This window comes from Arthrobacter sulfonylureivorans, assembly GCF_022637435.1.
Lineage (GTDB): Bacteria > Actinomycetota > Actinomycetes > Actinomycetales > Micrococcaceae > Crystallibacter > Crystallibacter sulfonylureivorans.
On record NZ_CP093326.1, the window covers coordinates 3,499,347 to 3,518,520 of the forward strand.

Annotated in this window: 12 protein-coding genes and 2 tRNA genes; 5 read left to right on the forward strand and 9 right to left on the reverse strand. The window is 67.3% G+C overall.

What is annotated here, in order from left to right; all coding sequences use genetic code 11:
• Positions 1 to 24: 24 nt before the first annotated feature.
• The 5 genes from MNQ99_RS16155 to MNQ99_RS16175 form a co-directional block, all read right to left on the reverse strand.
• Positions 25 to 498, reverse strand: coding sequence for a hypothetical protein (locus MNQ99_RS16155; protein ID WP_241915405.1), 474 nt, complete (start codon positions 496 to 498; stop codon positions 25 to 27).
• 4 nt (positions 499 to 502) lie between these two features.
• Positions 503 to 1,129 carry a bacterial proteasome activator family protein gene (locus tag MNQ99_RS16160; protein WP_241913652.1) on the reverse strand — a complete coding sequence of 209 codons (627 nt, stop codon included), beginning with the start codon at positions 1,127 to 1,129 and terminating at the stop codon, positions 503 to 505.
• Between the two features lie 213 nt (positions 1,130 to 1,342).
• Positions 1,343 to 1,552: a YbdD/YjiX family protein gene (locus MNQ99_RS16165; protein WP_241913653.1), complete on the reverse strand. Its 210-nt coding sequence runs from the start codon at positions 1,550 to 1,552 to the stop codon at positions 1,343 to 1,345.
• The gene (locus tag MNQ99_RS16170; protein ID WP_241913654.1) at positions 1,536 to 3,833 is read right to left on the reverse strand and encodes a carbon starvation CstA family protein; all 2,298 of its coding nucleotides are present in this window, start codon (positions 3,831 to 3,833) and stop codon (positions 1,536 to 1,538) included. The genes MNQ99_RS16165 and MNQ99_RS16170 overlap by 17 nt, the downstream gene beginning before the upstream one ends.
• Before the next feature lie 84 nt (positions 3,834 to 3,917).
• Positions 3,918 to 4,898 (reverse strand): NAD(P)H-quinone oxidoreductase, encoded by a 981-nt coding sequence (locus tag MNQ99_RS16175; RefSeq protein WP_241913655.1) that lies wholly within the window; start codon positions 4,896 to 4,898, stop codon positions 3,918 to 3,920.
• Between the two features lie 90 nt (positions 4,899 to 4,988).
• On the opposite strand from MNQ99_RS16175, the gene MNQ99_RS16180 reads away from it, so the two are divergent.
• The 3 genes from MNQ99_RS16180 (at position 4,989) to MNQ99_RS16190 (ending at position 10,495) form a co-directional block, all read left to right on the forward strand.
• Positions 4,989 to 5,076 (forward strand) — tRNA-Ser (locus tag MNQ99_RS16180).
• A 165-nt stretch (positions 5,077 to 5,241) separates the two neighbouring features.
• A complete protein-coding gene (locus MNQ99_RS16185) occupies positions 5,242 to 5,745 on the forward strand; it encodes a septum formation family protein (RefSeq protein ID WP_241913656.1) in 504 nt (167 codons plus the stop codon).
• Positions 5,746 to 6,082: 337 nt separating this feature from the next.
• Entirely contained in the window at positions 6,083 to 10,495 is a 4,413-nt protein-coding gene (locus tag MNQ99_RS16190; protein WP_241913657.1) for an ExeM/NucH family extracellular endonuclease, read from the forward strand.
• A 96-nt stretch (positions 10,496 to 10,591) separates the two neighbouring features.
• Here MNQ99_RS16190 and MNQ99_RS16195 read toward each other — a convergent pair whose 3' ends face one another.
• Positions 10,592 to 12,595, reverse strand: a complete 2,004-nt coding sequence (locus MNQ99_RS16195; protein WP_241913658.1) for an FAD/NAD(P)-binding protein — start codon at positions 12,593 to 12,595, stop codon at positions 10,592 to 10,594.
• Positions 12,596 to 13,187: 592 nt separating this feature from the next.
• On the opposite strand from MNQ99_RS16195, the gene MNQ99_RS16200 reads away from it, so the two are divergent.
• The gene (locus MNQ99_RS16200) at positions 13,188 to 15,266 is read left to right on the forward strand and encodes a prolyl oligopeptidase family serine peptidase (protein ID WP_241913659.1); all 2,079 of its coding nucleotides are present in this window, start codon (positions 13,188 to 13,190) and stop codon (positions 15,264 to 15,266) included.
• A gap of 66 nt (positions 15,267 to 15,332) precedes the next feature.
• Positions 15,333 to 15,421: transfer RNA gene (locus MNQ99_RS16205), tRNA-Ser, on the forward strand.
• A 45-nt stretch (positions 15,422 to 15,466) separates the two neighbouring features.
• On the opposite strand, the gene MNQ99_RS16210 is transcribed toward MNQ99_RS16205, so the two are convergent.
• The 3 genes from MNQ99_RS16210 to MNQ99_RS16220 form a co-directional block, all read right to left on the reverse strand.
• Positions 15,467 to 16,930 (reverse strand): FAD-dependent monooxygenase, encoded by a 1,464-nt coding sequence (locus MNQ99_RS16210; protein WP_241913660.1) that lies wholly within the window; start codon positions 16,928 to 16,930, stop codon positions 15,467 to 15,469.
• Between the two features lie 162 nt (positions 16,931 to 17,092).
• Positions 17,093 to 18,529 (reverse strand): DUF2252 domain-containing protein, encoded by a 1,437-nt coding sequence (locus MNQ99_RS16215; protein WP_241913661.1) that lies wholly within the window; start codon positions 18,527 to 18,529, stop codon positions 17,093 to 17,095.
• A 193-nt stretch (positions 18,530 to 18,722) separates the two neighbouring features.
• Complete coding sequence (locus MNQ99_RS16220; protein ID WP_241913662.1) at positions 18,723 to 19,103, reverse strand: VOC family protein; 381 nt, start codon at positions 19,101 to 19,103, stop codon at positions 18,723 to 18,725.
• Positions 19,104 to 19,174 lie beyond the last annotated feature (71 nt).

A 19,174-nucleotide genomic window follows, 5' to 3' on the forward strand; every position in this document is an offset into this window, starting at 1 on the left:
CATGGCGCGCCGGGCTGATGCCGGCTAACGCTTCCCTGCGCCGCCGCGCCCCAGGCCAGCCAACAGGCGCTCCGCCTCGGCAAGATCGGACAGGACGACGGCGGCGTGGCGGCGCACGTTCTCGACCCCGACTTCATAGCCTTGGGTGCCGCCGAGCCTGGTCATGGCTGCTGCCTGCGCGGTCGCCGCCAGCGAGTTGCCGGCTTTGGAGAGGCTTCGGTGCACCTCGGCCAGGGGGCCGCCCGGGATGTCCAAACCGTCGGTTGGGTGCATGGATTGCGCTGCCACACAGCAGTCGCGCACCCGGGGCAGCAGCTCGGCCACCTGGTTGGCGATCGGCAGCAGTTCGCCGTACAGTCCGTCGTCCTGCACGCCCTCGAGGATCTGATGGTAGCGCTCCAGGGCTCGCCGGAAGCGGTCGTGCGCGCGGCGCCAGATGCCTTTGCCGAGGTCCTTGTCGTCCCGGCGGGCCTGCCGGGCAGCGCCGAAGAGCGCCACGGTCCTAGAGGTACTGCCCGGGACCGACATGGCGTTCGCCGCCCTGGCCGGCGTTCTCCCCCTCGGCTCCGGGAGCGCGGCGCGGTTCACCGTCGTCGCCAATCACAACGCCTGGCGCAATCATGGTGCCGGGCGGCAGCTGCCGCATCTGCATCCGCGCGGCCATCTGTTGATTCATCGCCTGCTGGGCTGCGATGGCGGTCTGGATCCCGTGGAACAGGCCTTCCAGCCAGCCGACCAGCTGTGCCTGGGCAATGCGCAACTCGGCGTCCGAGGGCGTGGAATCGTCGGTGAAGGGCAGGTTGATGCGGTGCAGTTCCTCGATCAGCTCCGGCGCCAGTCCGTCCTCGAGCTCTTTGACGGACCGCTCGTGGATTTCGGCCAAGCGGGTGCGGGCCGCGTCATCCAGCGGGGCGCTGCGCACCTCTTCCAGCAGCTGGCGAACCATGGTGCCGATCCGCATCACCTTGGCCGGTTCGTCAACCAGATCGGCAAGTTTGGAACCGCGGCTGGACCGCGGAGCGTCGATGCCGCCGTCCTCGGGCTGCGGCTCGCCGCCTTCCTGGCTCCGGCCGGACAGTGCGCCGACGATGACCGGTTCTTCGGGCTGCGACGTCTGCTCTTCACTCATGTTTTTATCTTGCCAGAGACAGCCATCCGCCGCAGGGCAGACCCTTCCTGTTCCCCAGCGGAGTGCCGCAACTTTTTACCGGGCACCGGCGCCCTGCCCTCTGGCCGCCAGCCATCCCCGTCCTCGGGGCCCAAGCCATGCAGGCGCAACGGTACCCGCACCGGACCGTTGCTGACCAACACCCAGGTGCGGGCACCGCCGTCGTACTTCGAGTCAACAGCAGCGGCCCTGCGGGTTGTTCTCCTGCCGGTCCGTCTTGTCCCGCCAGAACTCGCGTTCGCTCATGGGCTCGGTGCCGGGATGTGCTCGCCGGTGGTGCTCCAGGTAGTCCTGGTAGGCGTGCTCGCCCATGACCCCCTTGAAGTACCAGGCGAAGCGGTGCCAGCCGCGCCGCGCTTGGGGCCAGTTAACGCTCGACATCATGTTCCCGTCTGGTCGCTGCGGGCAGTGCGTTCCATTGTTTCTCCAGCTCCTTCTCAGGCCGGCTGGCAAACAGTCCCGCCGGCCCGTAGGTGGCGGACACCACTGCCGGGTCCTCGTGCGAAGGCTCCCCGCCCAGCCGCCAGGATCTAAAGGTGGCGATGAGGGCGGCTCCAATGACGATGATGGTCAGGACTACGAAGATGATGGACAGCGTGCCCTGCACCGCGGTGTTGCGGACCACCGCCTCCATTTCCTCTACCGATTTGGCGTTCCCCAAGCTGGTCTGGCCAGCGGCAAGGGCCTCGCGGTTGGCGATGTTGTTGGCCCAGTAACCCACCTTGATGTCCGGGCTGAAGATCTTCAGGATGGAAGCCCAGATGGTGATCACGGAGGCGAAGGCCAGCGGCAGCGCGATAATCCACAGGTACTTGAACGCTCCGCGCTTGGCCGCGATAGCCAGGCAGACCGCGAGCGCGATGGCAGCCAGCAGTTGGTTGGCAATGCCGAAGAGCGGGAAGAACGTATTGATACCGCCCAATGGATCGGTGACACCCAGGATCAGTATGTACCCCCAGCCAGCCACCATGATGGCTGTGCAGATCCAGACACCGGGGCGCCACGACATGTTCTTGAACTTCGGCAGGACGTTGCCGATGGTGTCCTGCAGCATGAAGCGGGCGACGCGGGTTCCGGCATCGACGGCCGTGAGGATGAACAGCGCCTCGAACATGATGGCGAAGTGGTACCAGAAGCCCATCATCGCCACGCCGCCGATCAGCCCCTGCATGATGTGCGACAGCCCGACGGCAAGGGTGGGAGCGCCGCCTGTCCGCGACACGATCGACTCCTCGCCGACGTTGCGGGCCAGTTCGGTCAGCATGTCCGGCGTCAGGTTCACGTTGGCCAGGCCCAAGCTGTTGACGAAGGCCACCGCGCCTTCCACCGTGCCACCGGTCGCCGCTGCGGATGAGTTCATCGCAAAATAGATGCCTCGGTCGATCGAGATGGCCGCGACCAGCGCCATGATGGCCACGAACGACTCCATCAGCATTCCGCCGTAGCCAATGAAGCGGCTCTGTTTCTCCTTCTGCAGCATCTTTGGTGTGGTGCCGGACGCAATCAGCGCGTGGAAGCCCGAGAGCGCGCCGCACGCGATGGTGACGAACAGGAACGGGAACAGCGAACCGGGGACGACGGGTCCGTCGCTACGGCTGGCGAATTCGCTGAAGGCCGGGACGGTGATCTCCGGCCGGACCAGCACGATGGCCAGTGCCAGCATCAGGATGGTGCCGATCTTCATGAAGGTGGAGAGGTAATCGCGCGGCGCGAGCAGCAGCCAGACCGGCAGCACGGCCGCGATGAAGCCGTAGATGATGATGCCCCAGGCGATGGTGGTCCTATCCAGCGTGAAGATCGCCGCGCCCCACCCGGTATCGGCAATCGCCCCGCCGCCGATGATGGCGGCAATGAGCAGCGCGAAGCCGATGATGGAGACCTCGCTGACCTTGCCCGGCCGCAGGAAGCGGAGGTAGATGCCCATGAAGAGGGCAATCGGGATGGTCATCGTGACCGAGAAGACACCCCAGGGCGACTCGCCCAGGGCGTTCACGACCACCAGGGCCAGGATCGCCACGATGATGATCATGATGGCCAGGGTGGCAATCAGGGCAGCCGTGCCGCCGACGCGGCCGAGTTCCTCACGCGCCATCTGGCCCAGCGAACGGCCGCCGCGGCGCATCGAGAAGAACAGCACCAGGTAGTCCTGCACGGCGCCGGCCAGGACGACGCCGACGATGATCCACAGCGTGCCGGGCAGGTAGCCCATCTGCGCGGCCAGGATGGGACCGACCAGCGGACCGGCGCCGGCGATGGCGGCGAAGTGGTGGCCGTAGAGCACGCGGCGGTCCGTGACCACGTAATCCTTGCCATCCGCTTTGTACTCCGCCGGCGTTGCGCGCCGATCGTTGGGGCGGGTCAGCTTGTTCTCGATGAACTTGGAATAGAAGCGGAAGCCGATGAAATACGTGCACACCGAGGCGAAGACGAACCAAATCGCATTGATCGTTTCACCACGCGAAAAGGCGAGCATGCTCCAGCTCACGCCGCCCAGCAGGGCGATGGCTACCCAGACAACGATCTTGGTAGGCGTCCACTTGTGTTGCTCGGCATCCGCGGCCGGATCCAGCGCTACTGGCGGCAGGTTGGGGTCCTGGACCAGCAGGTCAGAATCCGGATCATTGCCGGACTGCCCGGGCAGGGGTCCGGTGGATTTCTCACTCATGATGCTCCCCCTTCGTGGAACGCCGATGCTATTAACGATGCACCGTAGCAGCGCCGCCGTCTACAGGGAACGGAGCCGTCCGTTTCAGGAGGTGGTGAGCAGGATCTTGCCGGTGTGGGCGCCCGAATCGAAGTACTCGTGGGCGGCCGCAGCGTCCGCCAAGGCAAACGTGCGGTGCACCTGTGGTTTGACGTCCCCGGAGACCACCAACGGCCAGACGTGCTCGGCAACCGCACGCATAATCGCGGCTTTTTCCTCCGCCGGGCGGGCCCGCAGGGTGGTGCCGATGACCGCACCGCGTTTGGCCATCAGCTGGCCCAGGTTCAGCTCCGCCTTGGCCCCGCCCTGCAGGCCGATCACGACCAGCCGGCCGGACGTGGCGAGGGCGTCCACGTTCCGCTGCAGGTACTTGGCACCCACGACGTCCAGGATGACGTCCGCGCCGCGGCCCCCGGTGGCCTCCTTGATCCGCTCCACGAAGTCTTCCTCGCGGTAGTTGATCAGCACCTCGGCGCCCAGTTCACGCGCGACGTCGAGCTTTTCCTGGCTGCCGGCCGTCACCGCCGGGACCGCTCCGAAAGCATCGACCAGCTGAACCGCCATGGTGCCGATTCCGCCGGACCCGCCGTGGATCAGGACGGTTTCGCCGGCCTGCACGCCCGCGGTCATGAACAGGTTGGAGAAGACCGTGGCCGCCACTTCCGGCAGCGCCGCGGCCGTCACCAGGTCCACGCCTCGCGGCACCGGCAGCACTTGGCCCGCCGGGACCGCAACCTGTTCGGCGTAGCCTCCGCCGGCCAGCAGGGCGCACACCTCGTCGCCGACCCGTGGCGCGGTAACGCCGGCACCTACCGAGGACACGCGGCCGGACACTTCCAGGCCCGGGATCTCGGACGCGCCCGGCGGCGGCGGGTAAACGCCGATGCGCTGCTGCACATCGGCGCGGTTGACCCCTGCGGCAGCCACATCGATTACTACCTCGCCCTCCGCCGGCTGCGGGGCGTCAGTCTCCCGCAGCCGCAGGACCTCGGGGCCGCCTGCTCCCTCGTAAAAAACCGCTCTCATGCCAGCCTCGCTCACCTAGTCCGGGACGCAGAAACCTTGAGGATGCGCGCTTTGCCCGGGTACGCCCCTCCGTGTCAGACTACAAGGTGAGGAAGGTTGTCCGAGCGGCCGAAGGAGCTGGTCTTGAAAACCAGTAGGCGGTAACCCCGTCTCATGGGTTCAAATCCCATACCTTCCGCTTCACCAGCGGGTGTCTTGGCCGTGAGGCCCGGACACCTGCTGCTTTTGCACGGCATGAGGACGCGGCGACCTGCCGGACAAGACGGGCGTGCATTCTGCCTCCCCCGCGCCGCCGGTATAACCTCGGCTAGGAGCCGTTGCATCAAAAGCCCGAGGAGACCCCGTGCCCAGCCAGTCCGCGCCCGTCCGCCGCCGCCCACTCAAGGCGGCCGCCGTCGTCGTCCTCTTGGCAGCGCTGAGCGGTTGCGGATTGGGCGACGCACAGGAACCGCCGCGGGATGAATCCGGTGCGGTGACCGAAGCCGCTTCCGCCGGCGCGTACGCCATCAAGGTGGGCGACTGCCTGAACAACCCGCGCGCCGAACGCCTCACCGAGGTGGAGTTTGTGCCGTGCGATCAGCCCCACGAGCTGGAGGCGTTCGCGGCCAGCAACTTGCCCGACGGCGACTTTCCCGGCGACACGGAAGTGGCCGCCAAGGCCGAAGAGTTCTGCCTGGCCGAGTTCAAGGCCTTCGCCGGCATTCCCTACGACGACTCGGCGCTGGAGCTGATCCATTTGAACCCCACCGAGGAAAGCTGGAGCGGCGAGCAGGACCGTGAACTGCTCTGCCTGGTGGGCGCCAAGGGCGAGCCGACCACCGGTACGCTCAAGGACAGCCGCCGCTAAACCCAGTCGGCCCCCGCTGCGCCGCCGCTAGGCCCAGGCGTTGCGGCCATCTCTCGCGCCCCGCTGCCAGCGGCTAAACCCAGGCGTTGCGGCCTTCTCTCGGCCCCCGTCGTCCCGCTGCGCAACGGTCACGGCCCTTCCTGTCATGGCCTGGCGAACGTTTCACCCCTTTTGAAGCTGTTCTTTCATAGAAGTGTTCCGCTGCTTCTGGTCCTCGGGTAACCTCCCGTTCATCCCTGCCAGTTGAACTGGGGAGCGGTGCTTGCACCGTGCAGCCGTGCCGCAGCCGTTCCCTGGGTGCGCGGATCATCACTTCCACCTTGAGAGATAGGGCCACATGGCTACTCCATCACCGAAGACCGCGCTGGCCGCGGTCCTGACCGCAGGCCTGGTGGCGGCGCCTTTCGCGGCGTTGCCCGCGCATGCGGCCGATCCGGTCGACCTCAACCTCCTGAGCATCAACGATTTCCACGGGCGGATCGACGCGAACACGGTCAAGTTCGCGGGCACCGTGGAACAACTCCGGGCGCAGAACCCCGAGGGAACGCTGCTCACTTCCGCCGGAGACAACATCGGGGCCTCGGTCTTTGCGTCGTCCACGCAGCAGGACCAGCCGACCATCGATGTACTCAACGCCTTGGAATTGGCGACGACGGCGGTGGGCAACCATGAGTTCGACCGCGGCTTCGCGGACCTGACGGACCGCGTGGCCCCGGCGTCCAAGTACCCGCAGCTGGGCGCCAATGTGTACCGGGCCGGCACCACCGAACCGGCCCTGCCCGAGTATGAACTGGTCCCGGTCAACGGCGTGACCGTCGGCGTGGTCGGCGTGGTCACCGAGGAGACTGCCTCGCTGGTGTCCCCTGGCGGGATCGCGGATCTGGAGTTCGGCGACCCGGTGGACGCCGTCAACCGGGTGGCGGCCCAGCTGACCGACGGCGCCGGCGACGAAGCCGACGTCATCATGGCGTCCTACCACGAGGGCGCCAACACGAACGCGGACCTGGCCAGCGCCGTGGCGGCGAGCGCCGTGTTCAACCGGATTGTCAACGAGACCAGCCCGGACGTGGACGTCATTTTTAACGGCCACACGCACCAGGCCTACAGCTTCGACGCCCCGGTTCCGGGTACCGACGGCAAGACCCGGCCCGTGGTCCAGACCGGTTCCTACGGCGCGAACATCGGCCAGGTCCAGCTGAGCTACGACGCCGAGGCCGACGAGGTATTGACGCACACCGCCGCCGTCGTGCCGCGAACCGGCACCGCCGATGGGGAGCTGGTGTCCGCCTATCCGCGGGTGGCCGAAGTATCTTCGATTGTCCAGGCCGCGCTGGATAACGCCGAGGAAGTCGGCGCTCAGCCGGTTGGCTCGGTCACCGGCGACATCACCACCGCCTTCCTGCCCGACGGGCCGGACGCGGATACGGCGCCGGACCGGGACGACCGCGGCTCCGAATCGACGCTGGGCAACCTGGTGGCCGATTCGCTGCTGACGTCCCTCGCCTCCACCGAACGCGGCGGTGCTGACATCGGTGTGGTGAATCCCGGCGGGCTGCGCAACGAGCTCTATTACGCGCCCGACGGCACGGTCACCTACGCCGAGGCCAACGGGGTGCTGCCCTTCCTGAACAACCTGTGGACCACCACGCTGACCGGCGCCCAGGTCAAGACCCTGCTGGAGCAGCAGTGGCAGCGCACCGCAGCCGGCGAGGTACCCAGCCGCGCCTACCTGCAGCTGGGCCTGAGCAAGAACGTCAACTACACCTACGACGCGGCGCTGCCCGAAGGCGAGCGCATCACCGGCGTCTGGGTCAACGGCGAACCGCTGGACCCGGAACGCGGCTACCGGGTGGGCACCTTCAGCTTCCTGGCCCAGGGCGGCGACAACTTCCACATCTTCACCAAGGGCGCGGACACCCGAGACTCCGGCCTGGTGGACCGGGACGCCTGGATCGACTACCTCCAGGACAACAGCCCGCTCTCCCCGGACTTCGCCCGCCGCACCGTGCAGGTCACCGGGGCACCGGAATCCATCGGACCCGGCCAACAGGTCAGCGTGCAGCTAGCCAAGCTGGACCTGACGTCGCTGGGCGCTCCGCTGAACACCGAGGTGTCGCTCGCGTACGTTGACGCTGCCGGCACCAGTACCAAACTGGGCACCTTCCCAGTGGCCGACGGCGGTGCCTCCATCGAGTTCACCGCTCCTTCCGCGCTGGACGGCGGCTACTTCGAACTGAGCGCCGCGGCATCCGGAACCACCTTCCGGCTGCCGTCCGCCATCGAGGCCGGCGGCAGCGACGGCGGCGATCATGTGGTGATCAACGAGGCCTACCTGTCCGGCGGCAGCGCCGGCGCTGCCTATACCAACAAGTTCATCGAGCTGTACAACCCCACCGACGCCGAGATCAGCCTGGACGGCTGGTCGCTGCAGTACCGCTCGGCCGGTGGAACCGGAAACCCCACCGGAGTGGCAGCGCTGTCCGGCAGCATTGAAGCCGGCGGCCACTACCTGGTGCAGGCTAACTCCAACGGTGCCAACGGCGAGGAGCTGCCGGAACCGGACCTGGTGACCAGCCTGGCCCCGTCCGGGACCAACGGCACCCTGGTGCTGGCCAACCAGGCCGGCGCGGTGGCCGATCTGGGTACCGGTTCGGTGGTCGACCGCAGCACGGTGGTGGACCTGCTGGGCTACGGCACCTCGAACACCTTCGAGACCGAAGCGGCCCAGTCGCCGAGGAACAACACGGACGTGCGGTCGATGAACCGCGCCGACGGAACCGACACCAACAACAACGCGGCGGACTTCAGCCTCAGCCAAGACATCACCCCGCAGGGTTCCGGCGAGGGCAACGGCGGCGGTGATCCGGAGCCGGAGGCGGCCACCATCGCCGAAATCCAGGGCACGGGCACGCAGTCCCCGCTGGCCGGCAAGACCGTGACCACCCGCGGCGTGGTGACCGCCGCCTACGCCACCGGCGGCTTCGACGGCTACTACCTGCAGACCGAAGGTACCGGCGGCGATACCAACACCAGCGACCGGACCGCGTCGGACGCCGTGTTCGTCTACTCCCCTGAGACCGTCGGTGACGTGCAGGCCGGCGACTTCGTGGAGGTTTCCGGCAAGGTCAGCGAGTTCCACGGCCTGACCGAGATCACCGTCTCCGCCGAGGGACTGACCGTCCTGGAGGAGGCCGCGGAGGCGCCGAAGGCAGCTGCCATCGGCTGGCCGGCCACGGAGGCGGAGCGCGAGAAGTTCGAGGGCATGCTGCTCAGCCCCCAGGGCGGCTTCACCGTCACCGACAACTTCGCCCTGAACCAGTACGGCGAGATCGGGCTTGCCGCCGGGGACTCCGCGCTGGTGCAGCCCACCGCCGTCGGAGCCTACGGTTCGGACGAGTTCTGGGCCGAGACGGAGAAGAACGCCGCCCTGGCCGTCACGCTGGACGACGGCTCGAGCGTCAACTACCTGGGCGCGGACGCCAACAAGGACATCCCGCTGCCCTACCTGTCCGCCAAGGATCCGGTCCGGGTGGGTTCCCCGGCCACCTTCGCCACCAACGTGGTGCTGGATTACCGGTTCGATCTCTGGCGTTTCCAGCCGCTGAACCACCTGACGGTGGAGAACGCGGAAAGCGTCCAGCCGGCGTCGTTCCGGAACACCCGCACCGACTCTCCGGAACAGGTCGGCGGCGTGAAGCTGGCCTCGTTCAACGTGCTGAACTACTTCAGCACCACCGGCGACCAGGTGGCGGGATGCGGCTCCTTCACGGACCGCGACGGCAACCCGATCACGGCCCGCAACTGCGATGCCCGCGGCGCCTGGGACGCGGAGAACCTGGAACGCCAGCAGGACAAGATCGTGGCAGCCATCAACGCGCTGGACGCGGACATCGTGGCGCTGGAGGAGATCGAGAACTCCGCCCAGTTCGGCAAGGACCGCGACGCCGGCCTGGCCGCGCTGACCAAGGCACTGAATGCGGATCTGGGCGACACCCGCCACAACGGAAAGCACTCGGGCAAGGGGCCTCAGCACGGCGGCTGGGACTACGTCCGCTCGCCGGAGGAGCTGCCGGCGCTGGCGGATGAGGACTTCATCCGCACGGCCTTCATCTACAAGAAGGACGAGGTGAAGACGGTCCAGGAGTCGGTGATCCACAACGACACCGAAGCCTTCGCCAACGCGCGCAAGCCGCTGGCCCAGGCGTTCAAGGCCAAGAACGGACCCTCGGATACCTTCGTCGTGATCGCCAACCACTTCAAGTCCAAGGGCTCCGGCCCGAACTCGGGCGAGAACGCCGACCACGGCCAGGGCGCCTGGAATGCAGCCCGCACCGCACAGGCGCATTCGCTGGTGGACTTCGCGGAGGAGATGCAGGAGAAGTTCCGGACCGGCAAGGTATTGCTAACCGGCGACTTCAACTCCTACGCGAAGGAGGACCCGATCAAGGTCCTCACCAAGGCCGGCTACGTGGACCAGGGTGCCAAGACCGGCGAACACAGCTACAGCTTCGGCGGCATGGTCGGCTCGCTGGACTACATCTTCGCCTCGCCCGCAGCGGACGCGAAGGTCAAGGGCGCCGACATCTGGAACATCAACTCGGTGGAATCGATCGCGCTGGAGTACAGCCGGTACAACTACAACGCCACCAACTTCTACGCCCCGGATCCCTTCCGGGCCAGCGACCACGATCCGATCATCGTGGGCCTGGACATGGACAAGGACCGCGGCAACGGCGGGAACAAGCGCTAGTACCCAGGTAGACGAACAGGCCCTCCCCACCCGGGAGGGCCTGTTTTGTTCGCCGGCAAGGGCGGCGGCAGCGGCCTTTTCCGGGGAAGGGCTGCGTCAGCGGCCCTTGCTCCCGCTGCCAACGACGGCGGTGCCCGCCTGTGCCGGCTCGGCCAGGCTTCTGGTCTCGGCTGTGTCCAAGATGGCGCGGGCTATCCGGTTGGCGTCCTGCAACGTCCGGCCGCCGGTCTCGCCGGAGGCTCCGGCTTCGGCGGCAATGGACGTTCCCCACTGCACCGAAGACAGCTGCAGTCCGATCACGTACAGGTTTTGGACCGGCTGCCCGTTCCGGTCCAGCGGACGGTACGGCGGCTGCGTGACGTCCAGGCCGGAGCCGGTCACCGGCGCTCCGTTGGGTCCAATCATCAGCTTGGGCCTGGCCAGGCCGTCCTCCAACATCCGGCGCAGCAGCGGCGACCGGTTATGCGCCACCCGGTTGGCCGGCATCATCGCCTCCACCAGGTAGGCGGCGCTGTATTCGGCACCGTCGACCCACGGCGAGGTGACCCGGAAGCGGCCGGTGTCCGGATCCACTTGGTACACCGGCTCAGGGCCCGCAAACTGGACGATGCCGGCCCGCGCCAGGGCAGCCAACTGCTCGATGCGCTGGGCCGGCGGTCCGCTGGCCAGCCCCTCGACCAGCGGTTCGAACCAGCCGCGCAACTCCGCCAGCCAGGATTCCTCGGTGATCCCGCCGTCGGCCACAATCTTCTTGAGCAGCGAGCGGCCGGCGTTCAGGGCCCCGACTGCCATCTTGAGCGGATCTTCGGTGCCGCGCGCAGAGCCCTCCGCGTCGGCGTCCAGATAGTCCAGCGCCGCCTGCTGATATTCCGCTGCGGAACTGAATTTGCGGCTGCTGAAGGGCTTGGCCAACGCCTCCACGTCCAGCAACCTGTCCTCGCTGACCCGCTCGGCCAGGTACGCCCGAACCCGCGTTAGCAGCGTGCGGTTTCCTGGCTCCAATTTCTCCGCCAGCAACTGGTCCAGCCCTGCCAGCAGCTCCTGCGGCGCCACCTTCAGGCACTCCGGTGCCACCCGGGCCAGGGTGGAGTAATAGGTCCAATAAACGTCGCGGTGCAGCATGGGCCACAGGTCGTGGTCGAAGCCGGGCTGCACGCCGGCTTCGGCAAACAGGCGGGCCGCGTGCGTGGTGAAGTGCCGCAGCTCCACGCCCGCCGGTATGTAGCTCTTGATCCTGGCCTTCGCCCGGTAGGGGGTGCCGCGCCGGGACCCGGCCACCAGCCGCGGTTCCTTTCCCGACGGGAGGTAGGTCAGCGGCTCGCTGTCCGTTGCGGGCACGAACCGGCCGCCGCGGCCTTCGGTCACTTGGACCATCAGGTCGAAGAAGTTCAGGCCCATTCCGCGTACCAACACGGTGCGCCCTGGCGGGAGCCGGCCCCAGTCCACGTCGGCCGGCACATTGGGCGCCAGGTAGTGCAGGCCATTCCGCGCCGCCGCATCCTGGAGTTGCTGCTGCTCAGGGTTCAGCGCAGCAGGCACATGCCCCAGCGCCAGCACCACGGCGTCAGCCGGCAGGGTGGTGCCGTCGCTCAGCTCAAGCTGCCACCCGCCGTCGTGCCGGGCCAGGCCGGTGGCTTCCGCCGCATGAACGGTCAGCGAGGCATCAGCTCCGGTTCGGGAGGCCAGGTGTGCGAAGGTCCAGGCCAGGTAGCGCCCATAGAGCGCGCGGCTGGGAAAATCGGCCGGTCCCAGCGCCGCCGCCTCCTCGGCGTCGTCCGGCGGCACCTCCGGAAGACTGCCGGCCGCTACCGCGGAGCGCCAGGCCTCGAAAGTCATCCCGGCTACGGGCTCGGGTCCCACGTGCTCGGTCCCGGGTGCCGGCACCACCGTGGGGAACAGGCAGGGCGTGTTCATCAGGAACAATCGGGACTGGCCGGGCTGCCAGACATGCCCCGGCCCGGGCGGGAACGGATCCACCAGATGGATCCGCAGCCGGGCTCCGCCGCGTGCCTGCTGGTTGGACAACAATCGTTCCAACACGGAGGTTCCCCGCGGGCCGGCGCCCACGATCGCTACTCGAAAAATGCCCGGATTATCCACGCTTTCTAGCCTACGGCCTGCCGGGCGGCCGGTCGGGCGGGGGCCGGGCCCGGCCGCGGGAACCCGATTGGGCTGCCTCGCGGAAGGGAACTGGGACCGCGCGACCTGGTCGAGGCCTGGCTAGCGGGCGCCAAACTCCCCCGCTTGTACAGTGGGCGCCACATTCCCCGGCTTGGACAATAAGCGAAATCCTCCCCCGCTTGTACAGTGGGCGCCACATTCGTCGGCTTGGACAATGAGCGAAATCCTCCCCCGCTTGTACAGTGGGCGGGCGCCAAACTCCCCCGCTTGTACAGTGGGCGCCACATTCGTCGTGGAAGGGCCAGCATTCCTTTTGCTTGCTTGGGCGACCCCAGTGGTCCCGGCCCATCGGAGCGAAGCAGCGCCAGCTTTGCTTACCAGTGGAGGATGATGTGGCGCATACTGTCCGCCGATCGGTCACAAGCCCCGCAGGTCAATGCCCGGCGAGCGCTCCGGCCGGAGGACAACGTAACGCAGGTCGGAGACAGCGGGCTCCGCCCGGAGGTCATGGCGCTGGCTCTCAGCCGCGAGGGCGCCGGAGCGGCCGCGGCTGCATGCCTAGGATGGAGGCATGGCCCAAGATCCCGCGCAGGACAGCACGCATTTGCCCCAGGACGACTTCATCTGGCTAGAGGACATCTACGGTGAGAAGCCGCTGGAATGGGTGAAGGGACAGAACCGGCGCACCGAGGACAAGCTGGTGGACGGGCAGTTCACGGCACTGGAAGCCGGCATCCTGGAGGTCCTGGACGCGGAGGACCGGATCCCCGCCGTCACCAAGCGCGGCGCTTACTACTACAACTTCTGGCGCGACAAGGCGAATCCCCGCGGGCTGCTCCGGCGCACCACCTGGGAGAGCTACCTGACCGACTCCCCCGCGTGGGAGATCCTGCTGGACGTGGATGCGCTGGCCGCGGCCGAGGGCATCGAGTGGGTCTACGCCGGCTCCGCCTTCCTGCGGCCGGCCGACGGCGTCAGCTACCGGCGGGCCATGCTGCGGCTTTCGCCCGACGGCGGCGACGCCGTGCGGCTGCGAGAGTTCGACGTCGAGGACCGCGCCTTCGTCACCGGAGGTTTCGACATCCCGGTAGCCAAGAGCTACGTCTCCTGGCTGGACCAGGACCGGATCCTGCTGGGCACCGACTTCGGCCCCGGCTCGCTGACCACGTCCTCCTACCCGCGGACCAGCCGGATCCTGCAACGCGGCCAGTCTCCCGCTGCGGCCGAAGAATACTTCGCCGTCCCCGAGGACCACATGCTGGCCCAGGTGGGCCACGACTCCACCCCCGGCTTCGAACGCGACGTGGCGGTGGACGTCGTCGACTTCTTCAACTACCGCACCTACCTCCGGCGCGACGGCGGTTGGCTGCCCATCGACGTGCCCACCGATGTGAACGTGGACATCCATTACCAGTGGCTGCTGATGAGGCCGCAGGGCGACTGGGAGCTCGGCGGCACCGTCCACCCCGCGGGCTCGCTGCTGGCCGCGAATCTGGAGGCCTTCCTGGCCGGTGACCGCAGCGTGCGGGTGCTGTTCGCCCCGGATGCGGCAACCTCGCTGCAGTCCTGGAGCTGGACGATGAACTACCTGCTGCTGAACCTGCTGCACGATGTGTCCTCGCAGGTGCGCGTGCTTGATCCGGCGGCCGGCTGGTCCGCCTCGGAGCTGCAGGATTGCCCGGCCTTGCACGCCGTGGATGCCTCGGCGGTGGATGACGAGGATTCCGACGACTACTGGCTGGTGGCCACCGGCTACCTCACGCCGTCCACCCTCTCGCGCGGCACCATCGGCGGGCCGGCAGCGGAAGTCAAGGCTTCGCCGTCGTACTTTGATGCTTCTGCCTACGAGGTCCAGCAGCACTTCGCCACGTCCAAGGACGGCACCCAGGTGCCCTACTTCCAGGTGGCGCCCAAAGACCTCAAGCACGACGGCGGCAATCCCGTGCTGCTCTCGGGTTACGGCGGGTTCGAGATCGCCAGGACACCCGGCTACAGCGGCACCGTGGGCCGGGCATGGCTGGAACAGCGCACCGCGGACGGCCGCGGCGGTGTCTACGTGGTGGCCAATATCCGCGGCGGCGGCGAGTACGGTCCGGGATGGCACCGGGCGGCGCTGCAGGCCAACCGGCACCGGGCCTACGAGGACTTCGCCGCGGTGGCGCAGGACCTGATGGACCGCGGCGTCACGCGGCGGGAGCGGCTGGGCTGTGCGGGCGGATCGAACGGCGGCCTGCTGGTGGGCAACATGCTGACCAGCTACCCGCACCTGTTTGGCGCGGTGTCCTGCGGGGTGCCGCTGCTGGACATGGCCCGCTACACCAAGCTCTCCGCCGGCTACTCCTGGATTGCCGAGTACGGGGACCCGGAGGATCCGGCCCAGTGGGAGTTCATCCGCACCTTCTCGCCCTACCACCTGCTCCAGCCGGGCACCGAGTATCCCGATGCGTTGATCTGGACCGCCACCTCGGACGACCGGGTGGGCCCGGTACAGGCACGGAAAATGGCCGCGCGGATGCTGGAGCTGGGTGTGGAGAACGTCTGGTTCCACGAGGCATTGGAGGGCGGCCACGCCGGCGCCAGCGACAACAAGCAAACCGCCCGGTTGCAGGCGCTCTCGCACACCTTCCTGTGGCGGGCGCTGAGAAGTTAGGCCGTTCGGCGGTTTTGCTCTTGACCCTTGGTTCTGGGTAGTCTTGTGTGGCTAGCAATAGCGTATGGAGACGTGCCAGAGCGGCCGAATGGACTTCACTGCTAATGAAGGGTCGGGGTTAAACTCGACCGGGGGTTCAAATCCCCCCGTCTCCGCGTCAACTCCCCCGGGAAACCGGGGGAGTTTTTGCGTGAGGGGTGTTAGCGCGCGGGCCCGAACCAACTGGCCAGTGCCTCCTGAAGCCCGGGCTGAGCCCCGTCTCCCGTCCACGCGACATACCCGTCGGGCCGGATCAGCACGGCCGCGGGGGCGCCGACCGGGCCGATCACCGGCAGCTCCCACTCGCCGTCGTACGTGGCATCCACCAACTGCACCCGATCCGCCCACGGACCCAATTCGATGCTGCCCGGCGTGCCGAGGTTGAGCAGTACCGCACGGGCTTGGTGCAGGAAGGTGAAAACACGCAGCGGGCCGTTGGCGGTGAGGACGTCGAGATCGGGCATCCGCCGCCCGAGCAGCGGGTGCCCTTCGCCGAGGTCGTAATGGACGTCCAATCCGGTAATGAGCCCGGCCACCTGTTTCCTTGCCTCGTCGATCGTCAACAGTCCGGCCACCGTATCGGCCAACGCGCCGATCCGCGGGTCGGCCCGCTGCATCAGCGACTGCGCCATCGTGTGCTTCAGCGCGAGGGCTCCGGCCGGGTGCCGCTCGGCGTGGTAGGTATCCAGCAGGCTGTCCGGCGCCGTGCCCTTGACCACCTGGGCGAGCTTCCAGCCGAGGTTCACGGCGTCCTGGATGCCGAGCCCGATTCCCTGCCCGCCGGACGGAGCATGGATGTGCGCGGCGTCGCCGGCCAGCAACACGCGGCCGCTGCGGTAGGCGGCGGCCTGCCGTGTGGCGTCGGTGAACCGGGAAATCCAGCTCGGATGGTGGACCCCGAAGTCGGTGTCATAGATCTCGGTCAGCGCCTTGGCGAGGTCGGCCAGGGTGGGCTCGGTTGCCGGCCCAAGTTCCTTCTCGGTCACGATCACCCGCGTGGTTCGCCCGTCCTCCATCAGGTGCAGCCCGTGGATCCCCACCTCGTCGATGCGCGCGCCCAGCGGCGTCTCTCCGGTCACTTCCACTTCCGCGATCAGGCTGCTCCTCGTCGCATCCCAACCGGGGAACTCGATGCCGGCTGCCTTCCGGACCGTACTTCGCCCGCCGTCGGCGCCGACCAGGTACTGCGCGTGCATCAGGCCGCCGTCGGCGAGCTGCACATCCACCCCGCTGTGGTCCTGGCCGAAACCCGCCACCACGAGCCCCCGTTGGACCGGCACGCCCAGCTCCTCGATCCAGCCGGCCAGGATCCGCTCAATATGGTTCTGCCATAGGCCAAGCGTGTAAGGGTGCCGGGTAGGAAAGTCGCTCACGTCCAGCTTCGTGTTTCCGAAGAACGCTGCCTGGACGCGCTGCCCCTCGGCGAGGAACCGGTCGGCGATCCCGCGCTGATCGAGGATTTCGATGGTCCGCGAGTGGAACCCGCCCGCACGCGAGCCCACCAACTCCGGACTGGCGCGGCGTTCCACCATCACCGCATCCACTCCCGCCAGGGTCAGCTCTGCGGCGAGCATCATCCCGGTCGGACCGCTTCCCGCAACGATCACAGCGGCCACCGCAACCACCGCCTCTCCACGCTTTTCCGTACACCGCTTCCCGGGCACATCCGAGCTAGTTTGGGGCACGAAGGGGGCCTTGCCGCAAGCCCCCTTCTGCGCGATACATTGGAAGTGGCGGGGACACATGGCGCGGCATTGAACGTGGCCCGCACGGTCCTGCGGAACCTCTTAGACGCCTTCGACCGCTTCGAGCCGGCCGGTCCGAACCGCTTCGGTAAAGGCCTGGTAGTCCTTGTCGTTCTGGTCCGCGTAACGCTCGGAGAAATCGGTGATCGAGACGTCGAATTTGGTGCTCTTGCCCAGATAGGCGGCGATCGCGATCGGGTCACCCGATCGGGCGTGTGCGCGTGCCAGTGTCCAGCCGCAGGCGTTGGCATAGAACGTCAGGCCGCGCGGCTTCATCACTTCCACCACGGCTGAACCCTTCATGTCCCGCAGTTGGCGCCAATACAGGTACCGGTTGTCCTGCGCGCCCTTGGTCCAGCCCAGGAAGATGTCGCTGGCTGCCTGCATCATCCGCTGCCCCTGCACCACGCGCTCGCCCGGCTGCCGGAACTTGCTCTTCGGCAAATGGTCCTCGAGCACCGATCCCGTAGCTTCCTTGACCTGGAGAAAAAGCGGATCCTGTTGGTCGCGGCCCTGGAGCAAGGCGATAAACGCCCGCGTACCGACACTGCCGACGCCCACGACCTTGCGGGCGATGTCGATGACTTCGAATTGTTCCAGCAGGTGACGCCTGTCGTCCTGCAGCGTGGCCCGGTAGGACCGGAGCTGTTCACGAATCAGGTGCTGGACCTCATCGCCAGACATGCCATACGAAGCTGGCAGGTCCCGTGCGGGAATGACTATGGGTGGCTGGCTGACAATGCGGTACCTCCCGTCCACGAGCTCGGCGAGCTTGGAGAGTGCATGCAGGCTGTCTCGAGCGTGGGCCTTTGCGAGGCCCTGTCGGGCCTTCTTTCCCATGCCCTTGGCTGCCTTCTTGAGGGCTTTGCCCTTTTGAGATGCCGCGGCCAGGTCGATGGCTTCCACCAACTGCTCCTCGGACAGGCGTGCATACCAAATGTCCAGGTCGCCCATTTGCGCGAACTGGGCCATCGCTTCGCGGTAAGCCCGAACCGCCGTGAGTGTCACGTCGTGTGTTTCGTCCTTGCTGAACCCGTTGTTCCGGGCTGCGATGGTGAAGCTCGCGGACATGCGTTTGACGTCGTACTCGAACGGCCCCGGAAGTGTCTCGTCGAAGTCGTTCAGGTCGAACAGCAGGTTTCGCTCGGGCGAGGCAAACACGCCAAAGTTGGACAAGTGGGCGTCCCCGCACAGTTGGGAGATCAGGCCGGCCCGCGGCGTGTCCTTCAGGTCGGCGGCCATGATCTTGGCAGCACCCCGGTAAAACGTGAACGGTGAGGCGAGCATCCGGCCGTGGCGCACCGGCACGAGGTCCTGTTCCCTGGTTTGGTTCTGTTCCTCGAGGAGTGCAATGGGATCGGGTCGGTCGGCGGCGGGAACCCAGTCCGTGTGGCTGGAGACGGGCGTCTTCTGGCGGCATTCCTTGCCTTGGGATGCACGCTCCTCGACGCTCAGGTGCTTGACGATCTTCTCGGCCATGCCCGGCGACCTCCCTTTGATGCCAGGAACCGCCACCAACACACCAGCACTAGTGGTCAGGGCCGTTCCAGGCTGAGCGTGCTGATGTGATTGTGGCCCCGGCGAGGCCAATCGTCAACGTGCCGCCGCCTTCACTGGATCTATGGGATTGTGCCGGCGCCGTCGGCACCCACCCAAGGTCATGGCGCCGAGGTCATTCCTGGTCTTCGACGTCCTGGACGGAACGGGACAGGAGGCAGAATTCGTTGCCCTCGGGATCACTGAGGACCACCCAACTGACGTCCGGGTCCTGGCCCACTTCCGCGCGCCGGGCGCCCAGGGCGAGCAGTCGCTCAAGCTCCTGCGCGGTGGACACGCCGTCGGCCCGCAGATCGAAGTGCAGCCGGTTCTTGATGGTCTTGCTTTCAGGCACCGGCGCGACGTCGATGGTGGGCCATGTTGCATCCTGGGGCGCAATGCTGATGAAGCCGTCCTCCTCTTCGACAACGTGCCAGCCGAGGACGGCACACCAGAAGTCGGCCACCACCCGGGGGCGAACCGCGTCGATGGCTATGGCAGCTATCCGGCTGGTCATGGCACCACGATATTCCACCGCACGTGGCATGCGCCGGCGGCGCGTTTGCACCTCCGGCGCCTCGTGCCGAC